General features: G+C 39.5%; 18 protein-coding genes. All 18 read right to left on the bottom strand.

From position 1 onward, the window contains the following. Positions 1-11: 11 nt before the first annotated feature. The 18 genes from QUF93_RS13395 to QUF93_RS13310 all read right to left on the bottom strand — a co-directional run bounded on the left by QUF93_RS13395 (position 12) and on the right by QUF93_RS13310 (position 15,573). Complete coding sequence (locus QUF93_RS13395) at positions 12-656, bottom strand: SH3 domain-containing protein (protein ID WP_088058682.1); 645 nt, start codon at positions 654-656, stop codon at positions 12-14. After that, positions 653-4,075 carry a phage tail tape measure protein gene (locus tag QUF93_RS13390; protein WP_289359091.1) on the bottom strand — a complete coding sequence of 1,141 codons (3,423 nt, stop codon included), beginning with the start codon at positions 4,073-4,075 and terminating at the stop codon, positions 653-655. The genes QUF93_RS13395 and QUF93_RS13390 overlap by 4 nt, the downstream gene beginning before the upstream one ends. 177 nt (positions 4,076-4,252) lie before the next feature. Continuing rightward, complete coding sequence (locus QUF93_RS13385; RefSeq protein WP_289359090.1) at positions 4,253-4,711, bottom strand: phage tail assembly chaperone; 459 nt, start codon at positions 4,709-4,711, stop codon at positions 4,253-4,255. A 71-nt stretch (positions 4,712-4,782) separates the two neighbouring features. Continuing rightward, entirely contained in the window at positions 4,783-5,232 is a 450-nt protein-coding gene (locus tag QUF93_RS13380) for a phage tail tube protein (protein ID WP_289359089.1), read from the bottom strand. A gap of 13 nt (positions 5,233-5,245) precedes the next feature. Beyond that, on the bottom strand, positions 5,246-6,637 hold the full coding sequence (locus QUF93_RS13375) for a phage tail sheath N-terminal beta-sandwich domain-containing protein (protein ID WP_289359088.1): 1,392 nt from the start codon (positions 6,635-6,637) through the stop codon (positions 5,246-5,248). Position 6,638: 1 nt separating this feature from the next. Further along, positions 6,639-6,830: a YqzN/YkzM domain-containing protein gene (locus tag QUF93_RS13370; protein WP_088058673.1), complete on the bottom strand. Its 192-nt coding sequence runs from the start codon at positions 6,828-6,830 to the stop codon at positions 6,639-6,641. 10 nt (positions 6,831-6,840) lie between these two features. Further along, complete coding sequence (locus tag QUF93_RS13365) at positions 6,841-7,302, bottom strand: hypothetical protein (protein ID WP_088058670.1); 462 nt, start codon at positions 7,300-7,302, stop codon at positions 6,841-6,843. After that, on the bottom strand, positions 7,283-7,759 hold the full coding sequence (locus tag QUF93_RS13360; protein ID WP_088058667.1) for an HK97 gp10 family phage protein: 477 nt from the start codon (positions 7,757-7,759) through the stop codon (positions 7,283-7,285). The genes QUF93_RS13365 and QUF93_RS13360 overlap by 20 nt, the downstream gene beginning before the upstream one ends. Next, a complete protein-coding gene (locus QUF93_RS13355) occupies positions 7,756-8,112 on the bottom strand; it encodes a hypothetical protein (protein WP_088058665.1) in 357 nt (118 codons plus the stop codon). The genes QUF93_RS13360 and QUF93_RS13355 overlap by 4 nt, the downstream gene beginning before the upstream one ends. Next, positions 8,109-8,435 carry a hypothetical protein gene (locus QUF93_RS13350; protein WP_088058663.1) on the bottom strand — a complete coding sequence of 109 codons (327 nt, stop codon included), beginning with the start codon at positions 8,433-8,435 and terminating at the stop codon, positions 8,109-8,111. The genes QUF93_RS13355 and QUF93_RS13350 overlap by 4 nt, the downstream gene beginning before the upstream one ends. Continuing rightward, a complete protein-coding gene (locus QUF93_RS13345) occupies positions 8,435-9,430 on the bottom strand; it encodes a major capsid protein (protein WP_088058660.1) in 996 nt (331 codons plus the stop codon). Before QUF93_RS13345 ends, QUF93_RS13350 begins: the two co-directional genes overlap by 1 nt. Before the next feature lie 15 nt (positions 9,431-9,445). Then, positions 9,446-9,796 (bottom strand): hypothetical protein, encoded by a 351-nt coding sequence (locus QUF93_RS13340; RefSeq protein WP_088058658.1) that lies wholly within the window; start codon positions 9,794-9,796, stop codon positions 9,446-9,448. A 13-nt stretch (positions 9,797-9,809) separates the two neighbouring features. Further along, positions 9,810-10,469, bottom strand: coding sequence for a phage scaffolding protein (locus QUF93_RS13335; protein ID WP_088058656.1), 660 nt, complete (start codon positions 10,467-10,469; stop codon positions 9,810-9,812). Beyond that, complete coding sequence (locus QUF93_RS13330) at positions 10,469-11,464, bottom strand: minor capsid protein (protein ID WP_289375352.1); 996 nt, start codon at positions 11,462-11,464, stop codon at positions 10,469-10,471. Before QUF93_RS13330 ends, QUF93_RS13335 begins: the two co-directional genes overlap by 1 nt. Then, positions 11,461-13,038 carry a phage portal protein gene (locus QUF93_RS13325; protein ID WP_289375350.1) on the bottom strand — a complete coding sequence of 526 codons (1,578 nt, stop codon included), beginning with the start codon at positions 13,036-13,038 and terminating at the stop codon, positions 11,461-11,463. Before QUF93_RS13325 ends, QUF93_RS13330 begins: the two co-directional genes overlap by 4 nt. 10 nt (positions 13,039-13,048) lie before the next feature. Further along, positions 13,049-14,338 (bottom strand): PBSX family phage terminase large subunit, encoded by a 1,290-nt coding sequence (locus tag QUF93_RS13320; protein ID WP_289360977.1) that lies wholly within the window; start codon positions 14,336-14,338, stop codon positions 13,049-13,051. Beyond that, positions 14,338-15,225 carry a terminase small subunit gene (locus tag QUF93_RS13315; protein WP_289359084.1) on the bottom strand — a complete coding sequence of 296 codons (888 nt, stop codon included), beginning with the start codon at positions 15,223-15,225 and terminating at the stop codon, positions 14,338-14,340. Before QUF93_RS13315 ends, QUF93_RS13320 begins: the two co-directional genes overlap by 1 nt. 78 nt (positions 15,226-15,303) lie before the next feature. Continuing rightward, positions 15,304-15,573 (bottom strand): hypothetical protein, encoded by a 270-nt coding sequence (locus QUF93_RS13310; RefSeq protein ID WP_289359083.1) that lies wholly within the window; start codon positions 15,571-15,573, stop codon positions 15,304-15,306. Positions 15,574-15,785: the final 212 nt, after the last annotated feature.

Below are 15,785 nucleotides of genomic sequence, written 5' to 3'. Positions count from 1 at the left end.
TAAAATCCCTCCTAACTCAAATTACTAGCCAATACGTAGCCATTAAGATTGCTCATTTGAATGTATAACCATTCTCCTTGCCCATTACGTGCAAGTGTAACAGTATCACCTTTCTTTACGGTTCCAATAACTTTTCCGTTTTGTGAAGGAATGTCACGCACTGCTACCATATACGCATCACCTGATACTTTTGCCGTTTTTAATGCGTAGTTTTCCATATTATTGGATGGTGGCCGAATAACTTCACCATTTCCGTTTAGTACACCAAGTTTGATATCCCTGTTTTCTTTAAACGCAATTGAGAACTCAATAAAACCTGGCTTATCCATCCAGTAATCAAAAGTTTTCAATAACATTTCCTTTTGGTAATTCAGCTCTGTAATACAAAGAATAACCGGTTCTTCTGCTTTCTTTATTTTTTCAAGTGCAGCTATTGCTTTGTATGGATCATGCCGAACTTCTTCGCCATACACCTTGTTAAATGAAAAAAAGGAAGTCCAGGCGACTTCCTCTAATCCAATTCCATCGATAAAAGGAATAACACCCCGATGCAATGTTTGTACTTCTGTAATTTGGGTGTCCCCTCCTTTTGGTCCAATGCCTGAAGGGGTTACAGGGAAGGTCAGCTTTGCATCCTTTGTTAAAATAAAAATCACTGTTCCATCACCCCTAAATTTACATCTGTTCTTGCATTACTTACATCATCCAATTTATCCGCTACATAGTTGATAAATTTATCTGCTAATTCTTTAAATGTATCATCATCTTCATTCATTGTTCGTGCTGTATCGGCTGATATAGTTACATCGAACTTATTCATTACGCTGCTCTTATTAGAATTGCTTACGTTGTTTGATGTGTAAGACTTGCCTTTTCCGTCAGTTGCAAAAGGTATACTTGCTTTTTCTGAAACATGTTCTGCAGCTTTAACGGCCATATCTGTTTTGTGAACAATACCAAGTGCTAACCCTTCTGTAACGAATTCTCCATTTTCAAACATTAATCGTGAAGGACTGTGCATATCAAAGAATCCAGTTACCGCATCAGCGATTCCACTTGCAATGTTTCCTACTGCATCCCAAGCCGCTGAAGCCATAGAAGAAATACCATTAATCAATCCGTTGATAATGTCTTTACCGATTTGGAATAAGTCGATTCCCTTAAATGTATCAACGATAATATTCCAAATATCAACTGCCGTTTGACATGCAGCATCAAACGCTTCCCGCCATTCTCCACGAAATAAATGTGATACAACTTTAACAACGCCCTCAATGATACGACCGCCAACTTCGACTGCTGTTTTTATTAATGCGAAGGCAATTTCCGTTGCTCCAGACACGATCGGCATCACCGTTTGGAAAAGCCCAGACATAAAATCTAAGCAATTTCCAACGATTTTGGCGACTGTATCAAAAACTTTACTTGCAATCGACATAATTTGTGAGCCGTATTGGGACCAAAAATCAGAGATTGTAGATAGACAAGTACTCACGATTTTCCATAGAACGCCAGCTACCGTGGTGATTGTCGTCCAAATTCCGCGCCACGCCATCGATGCAAAATTCATGATCTGCGTACCGTGTTGGGACCAGAAATTAGCGATTCCAGTTAGAAGACTACGAACAACCGTACCGACCCCATTTAGAACCGTACCCACCATCGATTTCAGTCCGCTATATGCTTGAGATGCAAATTGAACAATTTGTTGACCATGTTGCGACCAGAATCGGCTCATGCCAGCACCGATTGTTCGGACTGTTGTCATGATTCCTCTCATGCCATTAGTAACAGCCGTTCGGACACCATTTATAATAGTAACGGCACTACGAATGGTTTGTGGTGAGAGTCCAAGTGAAGTCAGGATGGATACACCTTTACCGGTGTTTCCTCCAAACAATGCTCCGATTCCTTTTGTAAATTGTCCTAAGTTAGCCATTTGTTGTTTGATCTGGTTGATAGCATTTTTAATCCCATTCGTTACAGTGACAATGGTTTTCGTTGCTTCAGGTGTGAATCCTAAGCGACTTAAGATAGAAACGCCCTTACCTTCGTTCCCTCCGAAAATCGCCTTTATACCTGACCAAGTTGTTACAAGGAATGCTTTGACCTGGTTCACTTTTACCATCAAGGAATCAAACGCTGACTTCACACCGTTTATCGCTGCATGAACAATATTTCTAAAGGTTTCACTATATGACCAAAGCAATGCTATTCCTATGGCTATTGCGGCGACTACCCCGATGACGGTTAAGGCGGTTCCTGCTACACCTAGTAATGCTCCAGAAGTCATTCCCATTGCACCAGCTAGTAAGGCAAATCCTTCGATAATACCCGGTAAAAATCCAAGTAAAATCATAAGAGGACCACCGATTAATAAAGTAACACCTACTAATGCAAGCATGACCGTTAACACTGTTTGCACGGGTCCTGGTAACGCATTAAATGCATCAGTTAGCATGCCAAGTCCATCCGCAACAACACGAATGACAGGGATGAGCGCATTACCCATCGAAATTTGCAATGTTTCAAATGAACCGGATAATTGATTCAAGGATCCATTTAAGTTATCTTGCATTTTCTTCGCAGTATCAGCTGCTGCGCCGCCTGAATCTTTCAATCCTTGCGTCAGCTTTTGCAATTTATCTGGTCCTGCTTCAACTACCGCTAACATACCTGATACAGCTTCTGTACCGAAAATAGCTGATAAAGCGGCTGCTTTCTGTGCATTTCCCATATCTTTTGTCGATTTACCAACTTGACCGATAATATCGTGGAAAGGAAGCATTTTCCCTGATGAATCTTGAATGGTAATCCCTAAATCAGACAATGCAGTTCTAGCAGACTTAGGTGGATCAGCTAAACGTAGTAATGCAGCACGTAACGATGTACCGGCTTGTTCACCTTTGATACCAGAGTCGGCCATGATACCTGTAGCTGCTGATAATTCCTCTAACGAAATACCAAGCATTTTCGCAACTGGTGCAGCATATTTAAAGCTGTACTGCATGTCCTTAATACCAGCTGCCGATTGATTGGCTGCTTGCGCGAGTACATCAGCTATATGAGAGGACTCTTTCGCTTCCATACCAAACGCATTTAAAGCAGCTGCTACAGTTTCAGAGGTCATTGCCATATCTTCTTGTGCGGCTTCGGAAGCAGCGATAATACCAGGCATTGCACCTATAATATCGTTTACCTCGAATCCTGAAGCGGCTAAGTTCTGCATACCTACTGCAACTTCACTTGCTGACTTTGTGGTGGATGCTCCTAGTTCTTTTGCGGTTTCCGTTAAACTGCTTAACTGTTCACCGGTTGCCCCAGAAATCGCACCTACTTTAGACATTTGGGATTCAAAGTCTGCTGCTACTTTTACACTTGAACCAAGCCCCATTGCAATTGCTCCACCTGCAATCGTGGCAGCTGCACCTGTAGCAAATAAAGCTCCACTCGCACCTTCTAAACTTTGTAGCATTAAAGCATTTTGTTCACTAACACCACCAAACCTCTCTCGTAACCTTTGCATTCTTGCAGCTGCATCATCAGCTGGTGTTCTTTGTCGTTCTAATGCAGCATTCAATTGATTAATTTGAGTGGTTGCTTGTTTCATTTCCCTAGTCAACTGTTCCACTTGCGTTTCTAGAGTATTGACTCGTTGAGCGGATTCTTGTAAGTTCGTTTCCATCGTCTGCAAATGTTGTTCTAATTGATTTACCTGTTGTGCAGATTGTTGGCACTCTTGACGCAATTGTTGCATTTCGTGCTCAAGCTGATTTACTCGTTGTGTAGATTGGCTTAAATCTGTGTTTAAATGTTGCAGATTATTACCAAATTGCGTTGTTCCTTGTGCGGATTGGTGTAAATGGTTTGTTAATTGTATAACGTTACGATCCAACTGTTCTGTACTTTGCGTTGCCTGGTGAAGCGGTACAATATTTGTTCCTTGAAATCTTAGCGCAGTATCTAATTCCCTTGTTGCTCTTGACGTTTGCTCCATGTGTTGTGTCATAGCTCTTAACGGAGCCGACATCGCATCCACTAAACTTATCTTACCGGTTACTTGTTTTTCACTCATACGTCACCGCCCTTAATTATTGGGCCTCGGCAGCTTTTTCATCTATCTCGTCTTGGTACAAACAAGACGCAATAAAAAAGACTTTCTTCTCACGTTTCATAAGAAAAAAGTCTTCCGGATCAATATTTTTTGTTTGAAAAAGCCTGTGGGCCCATGAAGCCATAGGGTCGGTTTTAATTAGTTTTTTACCGCTTCAATCTCTTCTTCCATTGAATCTTGACCTAAACCAGATAGCTCAATAATGTATTGTGCAGCTGCTACAATGCCGCCTAACGATAAGATTTTAGGTACAATAAATTCAGCGTTCGGTACAGGTGCACCGACTTTTTTCTGTAGTTCTGGTGAGCTCCAGTCAATATTTGTTCTTGTTTCATCTGTAGCAGCTGCAATCATTAAAGCGTTGTATTTCGCTTCATTCATCTGCTCTAATGGTGGCATGCCTTTCTTTTGAGGAATTTTCGTTGTAGATGTTTTACGGATTTTTTGTTCTGTATCAGCATCAAGGGACTTCATAGGTAGCACAATGTATTGCCCATCGATCGTTTGCACTTTCACTTTCCCACGAACACGCTCATCTGTATTTACTCCAAATAAATCATCTAAACTCGCAAATTGTTTTTTCTGTAATTCAGTCATATAAGTATTCCTCCTAGCGTTTTTCACGCGTTATTTTATGTGCAAAGAAAAAAGAGAGGTTATCCCTCTCTTTACTCAATAATCTCAAAATCATCAAACGTAAACGGAAAATCATCATCAACTAAGTCTTTCACTTTAAAGCCTAGTAAAGTTACCTCATCAAAGCTCATACCTTTAAAAGCAACTTTCATATTTGCACCCTGCGCCATTTCATCAGGATCATGATAGTCTCCAATCAATGTAAATGTTTGATCTGGATTCTTTAAAATACGTATAGTCAAGGCTTTCGCATCTTCTGTGTGATACATTTTCATTTTCCCTGAACCAGAACCACCCATAATACGATTTCCATCTAAGAAAGCATTTGCACGCTCTACTTTCTTTTTATCGAATTTGATTTTACCTTCAAATTCTGATACTCCTGCCCATTGCTCTCCCGAATCATCATATACTGCACCGTACTTCCCTCGGACAATATTTCTAGGGTTTACGACTGGTAAATTGTTATCATACAAAGACATCTAGCAGACCTCCTTAGGATACCTTGTTTTTGTTGTACACTTTTTCAATCGCATCAACGATTGTGTACTCAGTGATAAAGAACGCTTCATCTTTGTATACTGGCTTGCCAAGGTCTTGCGTATGGCGTGGATCTTCATAGCAATTAAATGATCCTAACTCAATCACTTCTTCTTGCGCTAATCTTTCTAACAGCTCATCTTTAATTGCTTGTGCTGCAGCAATACGTTTCGCTTGCGTGTTCGCTTTTGAAATGTATCGGTTAAAGATAACTTCTTGCGCATTCGTAATGTAATCAATACCAAGTACGACTTTCACCTTTTGCAATGTACGAATGGTAGCAGCCGGATCAGACTCTTCCGACATACCAATAACTGCATCAAGATTTTTCAGTGTCGTCATCGTATTAACTGGCGTATTGAAACGAACTTTCTTTCCTTCTTGGAAGAACACGATATTACCAGTCGCAATGCGTCCTTTTGTTTCCTCAACAGAAAGCTTCTCAACCCACGTAAACGGTGTTGCTTTCTGTGCCACACTTTCATTAAGTGGGCATGATAAAAGAGCAGCAGCCATGTATACTGCAACTTCATATGGCGTATATAAACGCTCATCAATTTTTGCTTTTTGTACGCAGTTCGCAATACCGTAATAATCGATATCTGTTGAACCTTCTCCTGCTGTATAACCTGTAATTAGACGACCAGCTATACGAGAAGTTTGAACAAATTGGACTAACATGGTTCTTAACGATGTATCTGCAATGCCGTCCAATACAATTCCGTCAAATACTTCTGCTTTTGCTAAATTGAGAAAATCACTATAATTTTCTGTTTTTATTACTTCGCCGCTGTTCCCACCAACAAGAGGGATATTATTCGCATCCCCAACTGTCGTTTCTGTTTTCCCTTCAATTTTGGAAATGGTGATATATAAACTGAACTTTGTTTTTGCAATGAGTTCATCAATCGTTGCAAAGCTTGTACGTTCTAACTCAGTTGTACCTTCTGTTAGAATTAATTGCTTTACTCCTGTTTCGCCTAACTGTGGACGAACCGTAACTTTAAAACCATTGCCACGAGTTCCTACATACTTCGCAGTAACATTAACTGTATCTAGCGCAACTGTCGCTTTCTTTGCATCAGCAGTTGCTAAACGCATGACTTTTAATGTTTTCAACTTCGTTTTACGCGCTAAATCCACTAAGTGTGCAGTTTGGCCATAGAATGGATTCTCATCGAATGAATTTAATTCAACCATTACATTCTCAGGTCCCCAATCTGCTTTAATTGGCATGATTAAAGTACCACGAGCCGTATTATCAACTGCACCCTTTACAGTAAGCTCTGCATAGGAATAAAACCCTGTTTCCAGTTCGTGTTTCCCATCTTTAAACGGTTTTGCCATGTTACTTCACCTCTCTTTTTAAAAATGCGGCAATTCTCTTTTGTGCTGTTTCCACATCTACTTCTTCTAAACCAAAAAGTGCAGCACCAGCAACATAACTCGGAACATGAAATAACGCTTCTGCTTTCTCAACTACCTCTTTTACAGGGTAAAGAACAACAGGAGCAGTTTGTTTTTCTTCTTTGCTTGCCATCACAGCCACCTCATTTCTCATTAACTCTGATATTGTTATGAACTTTCCGCAGGATTTCATGGTGCTCAACAAGCTCAATGAAACGCTCACCTTTTACAGTGAAAGTCCACACATCAACATCAGCTTGCTTTATTTCAAACTCAACATCCTCTAAACGAGCTTTTGTTGGGTTGTAATTCTCATCTACTAGCGGAATGTCATAACGACACCGCATAAGTGCATCTTGCAACTTCGCTTGAAATTGCAGTGCTTGTGTTTCTGGCGATTCTTTATCCAGAAACAATGTACCGTGGATCAGTGGTCTGTATCGATGAAAGCCAACTGAATCCTGATACGGTTTACCTACTGGCGTTTGTAAATAGAAAAAAGGAGGCTCTGTTTCCTGCCTCCTTCTTGTCGTATGTCCTTTTATGCCAGTGGTAGTTTGAATGAATTTTAGTACACTATTTAAATCACACGAAACCAAGTTCATTCATAATCTCTCCCACTCTGTCCTCAAGCCATCGTAATGCTTCCGGCTCGAATTCATGCCAAGAGTCTTCTAACATATGAGCACCCTCTACCCATTTCCCTGCCTGTTTAGCGGTCTCTCGGCTCATTCCACTATTCCTTGTACGATGCCCTGCTTCCACGTACTCAGCATACTCTAAGTTTGAACCAACAACGATTTCGATTCCCTCTCCCATACCAACCTTTAAGAAAACAGAACCGTCACCATTTACACCTGCACCGGCAGATAAGAATGAGTTTCGTAGTGCCCCTTGATCAACTGGCGTTTTCTCTGCCACCATTGACATTAATTGTAGTGCCAATGCTTCTGCCCACAATTCGAGCATTCTTGGCAACCTACCTTGTATAACGCTTTTCATTTGGTGCATCCATTCATCGAATCCCTCGAGAATAAATCCACCTTCCATGCCGCCACTCATACCGTTACCTCACCTTTTAGGTCAATCTCAAAATGATGAATGCCTTCTCGGCCAAATGCTGGATATGGCTGTGAAGCAATATAACGGCCTAAATTATATTTCGTTTCAGGATCGTATACATCAATTGTGTCTCCTGCTTTTATGCCAGGATAAAGCGTGTGAATGAAAACTACAGTGTCTACTTCTACTCGACCTAACACTTCATTCACTTTGCTTTGGTTTTTCTTTACAAGAGCGCAAGGAAGATCAGTATCAATTTCTTGTAATACTTGCTTACTGTCGTACTCGCTCCCATCGGATTCAATACGAGAAACCGTCATTCGGTGAAATAGTATCGATTCATATCTACTCAAAAGAAAAACACCCCTGATTCGTTCCCTGTTTGCATGTATGGTTCAAGTAGATCCATTGCAAGAGTACGATAGGATGTACCTTTATCGGCGAATGTCTCCTTGTAATCAGAGCGTTCAATACTTTTCACCTGTTGCGGTTCTTTCTCGTCTTTCACAAGATAACAGACGGCAAGTTTGATATCATCAGGAACTTGCTCATCTATTTTCTTCACTTTTGAGCGCACAAAAATAGAAGCTCGTAACAATGCGGCTTCCAGATCATTCACGTTATTTAGTTCCGCAAATAAGCTTTTCGCTTCATCTGCTGTAATTAAGCTTTTCATCACACATCAATTTGCATTACGCCTGATGGATAATTCAACTCAGGGAATGCAGCTTTACCGATTTCAATGAATTCATCACCTGTATTATCTTCTTCCCACGTTTTCACGTAAACGCCTGGTTGTCCTTTTTTCGCTTTTGTAGGACCTTCTACTGTAGATCCAAGTGAACTCTTACCATCAATACCTAAGAAAACAATACGGTTTTCAGGTAAATAACGTTCTGTTTTTCCATTTTCAAACGTGATCTCTAAATCGTTCGTTACAATCGGTGGGATTTTCCAACGTGTTAAGAAGTTTGCTAGTTCCTCAGGCGTTACCATTCCACCAGCTGATCCTTTAATATTGCCAATAATTGATTTAGATTGAAGAATGTCTAAATAAGCTAAATTAGACATGTGCAGTTCTAATGGCTTACGACCTGCATTTGTCTTTTTGAATTTCTCAATCAGATCAATTAAATCTTTAATTGGATTGGAATTTTCATGGTCACTCCATTTTGTTATCACTTTAACCGCTTTCGGTACATTAAATGGAATTTCAACTGTAAATCCATCGATATTGTAATCAATTTTACCTTTGTACAAAATGGATGTACGTAGGTACTCTTCTGTTTCTTCAACACCCATTTTAAGATTATCGACATAATCAAAAGCTTTATCGATTACTTGTTGACGTTCTTTATCATGACGAGGATTCATAATTGTTAATGCGTCTCTTTCGTCAAAGCGGTATTTATGACTCATTTTCGCCACTTCACCGAACACTCGCGCTAGTCCTTGTTTATCACGTAATGGAGCAGGAGTGCCAAACTCATTTAAATTGGCCGCTACTACGTTATGTTTTTCGTAGATATCCATCCCGAAATCTAACGAAAAAATTTGTTTGTCACGTGGTAAAAATTGCAGCGTTGTTGACGTAAACGGTATTTCTAACGATTCAACATAACCAATTAACGTTTCGCGTTTAAATTCATCTAATTGTAGAAATGTTCCCATTCAGTTTCACTCTCCTTATCGAATATCAAGCATTTTCGCTTTTGCTTTAAACTCTGCTGTAATTGCAGGACATTTTGCTTCATTTACATAACCACCAACAAGCCCTACTCCTTGCACATCGTTCTCTCCAATACGAATATCACGTAATAGCAATGATACTTGCTCTGTAGTAGCTGCATCCTTTGTTTTATCGAAAGGGCGCGTCTTCTTAGATGTAGCATCAAATACTAATGATGTACCAGCAGGAACAACACCTGGCGTAAATGTTTTGCAGTCTAATGTAACCGTGATTTTCTTTGCACCAACAATATCACGTAAAATTTCTTTACCAGCAACAATGGTTTCACTACGTGGATATAGATTCAATCTGCTTCACTCCTTAATTTTTTTGACTACGTCTTTTCGCTAATTCTGCACCTTTGTCGTAGTCTGTTTTCGATGCAGGTGGATTTCCACCGCCTGGTGCAGTGCTTCCTGGTCTTTGTTGGCCACCACCTCCTTGACCGCCTGGTGCTGCTTCCTCACTTTCAAACAGGAATGGCTTCTCTGCCTTTACCTGTTCAATTGCTTCTTTCATATTCGTAATTTCGCCAGTGTCAGGGTCAGTCGTTAATAACGGTTGAACCGCAGTAAAAAGGAGATCTGCATCATGCGGTTTGTGTCCAATAGAAGCTTTAACAAACGCAAGTTCAGTCTCCAATGACTTATTTTTGGTTGTAAGTGTTTCGTTTGAGACTCGTAATGTTGCATCTGCTTCTTCTTTACCAGTTGCAGCAGCTAATTTATCTTGTAAATCCTTTAATGATTCAACGCCTAACTGCTTATACACATCTAATTTACCTTGTCTCTTCGCTTCTTTCGTTGCATCACCAAGTTGTGTATCCAGTTGCTCCTGCGTATAGGTCACAGGTGGGTCATTAGGCGGATCTGTTGGTGGTGGGTCTTGTGGTGGATCAGCTGGCGGATTCGGGTCTGAAAAGTATCGGAGGTTTCCTAAACGTAATCTAAATGTTGGTTTTACTTTTTCATGTAATTTCATTATTCTTCACTCTCCTGTTTCTTGTACTGCTTACTATAACTAGCAGCAGACTCCAAGTTTTGTTCTTTTGCATACTCTTCAAAGTTCTTCGCATCAGTACGATACGTTTTACCAGTACTCATGCTTCTTGCAGCACGTTGACGATTTGCATTATTAAACCCTCTTATTACCGCTACAAATGTTCTTCTACAATTTGGATGCTCTGTAGCCGGTATACTCTTTGCTTCTTCAACAGAAAACTCTCTACCATCCATCGCCTGGCATTTTTTGCACGTTCTGTTATCCAATGTTTCAAGTACCTTCATAGCTTTGAGTAAGTCCATACCCATCTCATTACTACGCTTATCAAAATCAGTCATGTATTCTTTCTTTGCTTCATTACTGGCCGTAATAATTTCAGAACGTACAAGGGGTTCACTCTTATATGCTTCTTGACCAATTCGTTTCTGCAACTTAACTGCAGTTGTACGGAAGCTCTCCCCACGTTGCATGGAATTAACTAATGTTGTACGTAAATGCTCTTTAAAGTTTTCTGTTTGCCCCCACAAGTTGTCCGAGAAGTGACCGTGCCCCCAATCCTTTTCTAACAGTGTTTTTATGGCACGTTCCGGTATGACTGGTGGAACAACAATGTAACCTTGTATATGAGCAGCAGTGATATAAGAAGCAAATGCATAATCAACAGCACCTACAGTTTTTATAGCATTAGTAACTATTCCTGTTACTTCTTCATTTATGCGATCAATACTCATTCCCATCTGTTTTAGGATTGCTTCTAAATCTTTTCCTCTTCTGATTTCGTCCCAATCCCATGAATCTTCTGGCGAACCCAAGCTTGTTCTTGTATAAAGGTAGGAAATCTCCTTGTTTATGTCTTGCAGGAACTCTGCATACACTTCAAGTAACACACGAATACGCTCATCCTTAAAACGAATGAGTTTTCTCTGCTGTTCTATTGCCATTTCTTGAAGCTTTTTCAGTTCTTCATGATTCATAGCTCATCATCCGTTTTATCGCTCTTCTGCATACGTTTATCACGGGTTTTTATGTGGTCCTCTATATTAGTTAAATCCACTTCTTTCTTCTCTGCTGCTTCTTGTTCTAAACGTTCCATCTCTTCTTGAACGTCCTCTACAAGCGGATTCAATTGAAGTAATGTGAATTCTGACAATCGACCTTCCAACTTGTTGAGCATATCAATTAGTTCTTTTAAGTTTTGCGGCTTATTACGATGGATTTCCCACCAGATCCACTTATGATTGTATAAAACATCATTCTCATTCCGTGGATTCAATGTTTCTTTTAACGCTTCTGCTGGGTTCTCATGACCATTCTCAATCAACTTCTGTGCATTGATCATTAAAGTAATAATCATGAACTTACGTCTGATGTATCGTAACAAATAGATTTCCTTCTCATTCACTTGTAAATCAAGCGGTGCGTATAACTGATCAATTGCTACACCTGACAAATCACCAAGTGCTTCTTGCTTATATATTTTCGGTAACTGCGATGTTTCAAAAATAGAATCGATAATGGTCTTTGCTTGCCACTCAATCGGTTCGTTCTTCATATCAGCAATTAAATATTTAGCATCGACTGGTTCTCCAGGTTCCCCTTTTATACTAATAGCACGACTCTGACGCATTTTCATTCCTTCTTCTGGGTCGACTTTAACCCCATTAAACAGTAAATACAGGTCACAGAATACATCTAATCTATTTGAGTTGTCCGATATCAATCGTGCTAGTTCTTCTAGTTGTGAAATAATATCATCTGATAAATTACTTGGGCCATATTGAACCATACCACCTCTTGGTTTAGCGAATTCTCCATTTTGAAAATATGCAGCAGGTACAATTGGTATGGAATGTGGCATTGGATTAATTTTATAATCACTATTCAATTTAAAAGTACCGTTCTCATTGATTAAATACGTTACTGTTGCGTTATCGTATACTTCCACATGCTCAATTTCCTCATCGCCAACTTTTGTTTTATAACGATGAATAGCAGCAAGCATGTCACCCTTATGATCAAATACTGGGAAGCATTCATTGATTGGATATGATTTGTACTTAATCTCACCCATCTCATCGAAATAAAAAAGGACTGTCGCAGCACCTGCAATCAATCCGCGTTTCGTATTTAAATAATCAACTGCATGGTCATCATTTTCTTCTAATACATACTTTAGTTCATCTCTAAATTGTTCAACTACTTCTTTACTTGCACCTTTATCGATTACTGTATCAGGAACATCGTAACTTACCGGCTTCCCTAGCATATAAGAAGCTGGCATACCGCAAATAAGCTTGGAGTAATTGACTACAATTCGATGGTTTGGATCATCTGCACGTTTCGGTTTTCGCTCTAAAATATCAAAGTCACCATCAAATACCTTCTGCCTTTTCTCTACATCCAGTAGAAGCTTATCATGCTCTTTTAATATTTCATTCAGCAATTCCCAATCCTTCTGCTTTAACTTTTCTGTATAATTCTCCTGCACACTCACACCTCCTTTTCGTTTAAAAAGGGTGCGGAACCACTCTTTTAAGCGTTCGAACATAACGCACCTCCTAGAATACACGTTCAAATGCACTAGCATGACTAAGCTCTTTCAAGTCGGATACTTCATAGCCATCTAAGCCATACCAAATGGCAGAGAAAGTATGTGGATCTATATTAAATTCATCCAAGATGATATTTCCGTTTTTATCTTTTTTGTATGTTAAATTCTTGAGTTCTCGCCTCATATTCGGGCAAGCAGTGGAGCAGAATATCTTTTTAAATCTCTTTACTTTCTTGGTATTTGCTAGGCGTGAACCTTGGAATTTCTTGGCCCCACTCATTTCAAATCCTTTTTGCCTAAAGTAAGCAATTGTTTTCGGCTCTGCACTATCCGCTTTAATCTGTTCACCTGACTCTTTAAATTCAATTAAATCTTTTGCAGTTTGCGGATCCGTCTGCTTATTTTTGTAGTACTCCCAATACAAGTAGAGATACTTCTTCTCATGGTCAATCGCCATGCGCACTACTGCGTTATATGATGTTTCAAAACCAAAGTCCATTCCAACACGGAGCATCAACTTGTGCTGCTTCTTAATGATGTCATTCATCTTTTCAGCGTCCATCATTTCGAACTGCGGTAATACTTTGACACCGTTGACACCGAACTTCCCATATCTTGCAACACGGTGCAGGTCAGGGTCATACTCTTTCGTTTCTTCCAATTCATCGATGTACGATGGTGGCAAGAATAAATTATCATCCGCTGTACTGTGATGGTAATACGTATCCTTTACAACCACCGTATGCTTCTCATATAGGTCCTCATCATCTAACACAATCCGCTCATTCACTTCATCTTTAAAGAAATGCAAATAAACCCAATTATCGATGCTAACAGGGTTTGTTGAGAGAATCATGTGTAGTTTTAATGATGGATGACGCATACGTTTCTTTACTTCTTTAAAGCCCTCATATTTGATTTCTGATGCTTCTTCTAGCCACACCATCGATACATTATGAACAGACTTTAATTTCGCAGGTTTATCCATACCACGGAAAATAATTGTACTCCCGTTTGGAAATTTGATTTTCATTGGTGATTCAGTTGGTTTAACTTTACTACTTAAATCTAAGTCCTCAATAATCTCTTTAAACAGTGCAAAGCAGCTTTCTCTTATAGTTTCATATACTTCACGTATCACAAGACATTTGCGCTTCTCTTCCAAAAGCTTTAAAACGATTTTCAGCGCAACATGATAACTTTTGGATGAGCCGTAACCACCAACAAGGAAGTAATTTTTATGATTCCAATCGAACAGAAAGTCTTCAAAACGTGGGTTCACTTCTTTTTCAACAATCATGATCGCTCACTCTTTCTGGTGATTTTAATCTCGATTGGTTCATTCTTTCCTTTGCCAGTTAGGTTTTCCGTCTCAGCGTTAGCTTTCCTTATCTGTGCATCATGCATCTCTTTTTGCATACGATGACGCTCTTCTTCAATTTTTCGTTTGAAATTATCAGGTACTAAATCAAAGTACATTGCCAATTTATCAAGTGCTTTCATTTTGTCAGCAAGCTTGATAGACACGCCTTCTTTCCCCTTCTTCACTTCAGCAATAATAGAACCATCAACCATATCTGATTCATTGAAATCGACATAACTAATGGTTCTCATAACTGGTTTTCCATCTTCATCTTTTACAGGTCCAAACGGTCCCATAACTTCTACATCCTTCTGGCCAAAGGTTACGTAATTCGTAATATCCGCAAACGCAATCTTGATATACTCATTCAATACATCCATCGCTTCCACAAAGATATTCTCTACCATTTCACCTTTAATCTCTCGGATATACGATGCTACACGTTCTCTTCTAAGTAACCGGCTACTCGTAACATGTGCACTACTCTTGGCATAACCGGCTTTCAGTGCAGCTTGTGTTCCGTTAAAATACTTCACGTAATACAAACAAAAGAGCCGTTCTTGTTCTGTCAGCTCTTCATCATCTAGCATCTTTTTTAACTTGGCTTTTGTCTTGGGATTTTTAACATTGGTAACGCTCCTTTTCGCAATAGTAACGTTACCTTTTAAGTGTTCGTCCCATTTGTCTTGTGATTTCCACTTTCGGATTTGAGATGGCTTTAAGTTTAATTCCTTCGCAATCTCAACAAGTGGCTTCTCACCATTGCTTGCTTTGTATATTTCAAATGCTTTATCACGGTCTGGACTACGCTGTCTCGCCATCTACATTTCACCTGCCACCTCACGTTCGAGTTTGTTTTGCGCAAAAGAAAAAGCACCCATTTGGATGCTTTTTGACACTCACTTATATACATTTTGTTTCATGTAACAATCACAACACACATGCAAAGCAAATTCTGCTCCGAAAAACATCTGTTTATTATGCAGCTTCTTTTGTTTCACCCATTCCCCAACCTGTTCACAATCGCCTCCGCAATATCGGCACTTTTTATTATCACCTTCCGCACCCCGAACAGTAGAAAGACCCTTAAATCCTTCTCCCCAGCTTTCATTTACTTTATTCCATAATTGTTCTTCTCGATTAAAATAATTTTTTGGCGATTTAAGCATATATTTTTCCTCCTCTATTTCATTTGAGTCTATTTCACCCATTTGAATTAGAGAAGTCAAGAACAAAATACAATAATTTTCAACTTATCACTAAAAACTTCCAAATGAAATTCATGTCACCAATCAACCCAGCAACATTACCAGGCTCAATAAGAAACACAAAAGCCACGACACTCACGCATCGCGGCTGAATATATAAATGTAATTGGTCT

This window comes from Bacillus hominis, from assembly GCF_030348325.1.
In the GTDB taxonomy this organism is placed as follows: domain Bacteria; phylum Bacillota; class Bacilli; order Bacillales; family Bacillaceae_G; genus Bacillus_A; species Bacillus_A hominis.
Note: the sequence above shows the minus strand (reverse complement) of the source record. Positions and strands in the feature narration are given on the sequence as shown.

What these genes read in the sequence shown, in the direction of transcription:
- QUF93_RS13360 (WP_088058667.1), bottom strand. Translation starts at nt 7,759, where the DNA reads ATGAGTGGCGGCATGGAAGGTGGATTTATTCTCGAGGGATTCGATGAA.
- QUF93_RS13365 (WP_088058670.1), bottom strand. Translation starts at nt 7,302, where the DNA reads ATGAACTTGGTTTCGTGTGATTTAAATAGTGTACTAAAATTCATTCAA.
- QUF93_RS13310 (WP_289359083.1), bottom strand. Translation starts at nt 15,573, where the DNA reads ATGCTTAAATCGCCAAAAAATTATTTTAATCGAGAAGAACAATTATGG.
- QUF93_RS13390 (WP_289359091.1), bottom strand. Translation starts at nt 4,075, where the DNA reads ATGAGTGAAAAACAAGTAACCGGTAAGATAAGTTTAGTGGATGCGATG.
- QUF93_RS13345 (WP_088058660.1), bottom strand. Translation starts at nt 9,430, where the DNA reads ATGGGAACATTTCTACAATTAGATGAATTTAAACGCGAAACGTTAATT.
- QUF93_RS13350 (WP_088058663.1), bottom strand. Translation starts at nt 8,435, where the DNA reads ATGAAAAGCTTAATTACAGCAGATGAAGCGAAAAGCTTATTTGCGGAA.
- QUF93_RS13380 (WP_289359089.1), bottom strand. Translation starts at nt 5,232, where the DNA reads ATGTCTTTGTATGATAACAATTTACCAGTCGTAAACCCTAGAAATATT.
- QUF93_RS13335 (WP_088058656.1), bottom strand. Translation starts at nt 10,469, where the DNA reads ATGAAATTACATGAAAAAGTAAAACCAACATTTAGATTACGTTTAGGA.
- QUF93_RS13325 (WP_289375350.1), bottom strand. Translation starts at nt 13,038, where the DNA reads ATGTTCGAACGCTTAAAAGAGTGGTTCCGCACCCTTTTTAAACGAAAA.
- QUF93_RS13375 (WP_289359088.1), bottom strand. Translation starts at nt 6,637, where the DNA reads ATGGCAAAACCGTTTAAAGATGGGAAACACGAACTGGAAACAGGGTTT.
- QUF93_RS13330 (WP_289375352.1), bottom strand. Translation starts at nt 11,464, where the DNA reads ATGAATCATGAAGAACTGAAAAAGCTTCAAGAAATGGCAATAGAACAG.
- QUF93_RS13370 (WP_088058673.1), bottom strand. Translation starts at nt 6,830, where the DNA reads ATGGCAAGCAAAGAAGAAAAACAAACTGCTCCTGTTGTTCTTTACCCT.
- QUF93_RS13315 (WP_289359084.1), bottom strand. Translation starts at nt 15,225, where the DNA reads ATGGCGAGACAGCGTAGTCCAGACCGTGATAAAGCATTTGAAATATAC.
- QUF93_RS13385 (WP_289359090.1), bottom strand. Translation starts at nt 4,711, where the DNA reads ATGACTGAATTACAGAAAAAACAATTTGCGAGTTTAGATGATTTATTT.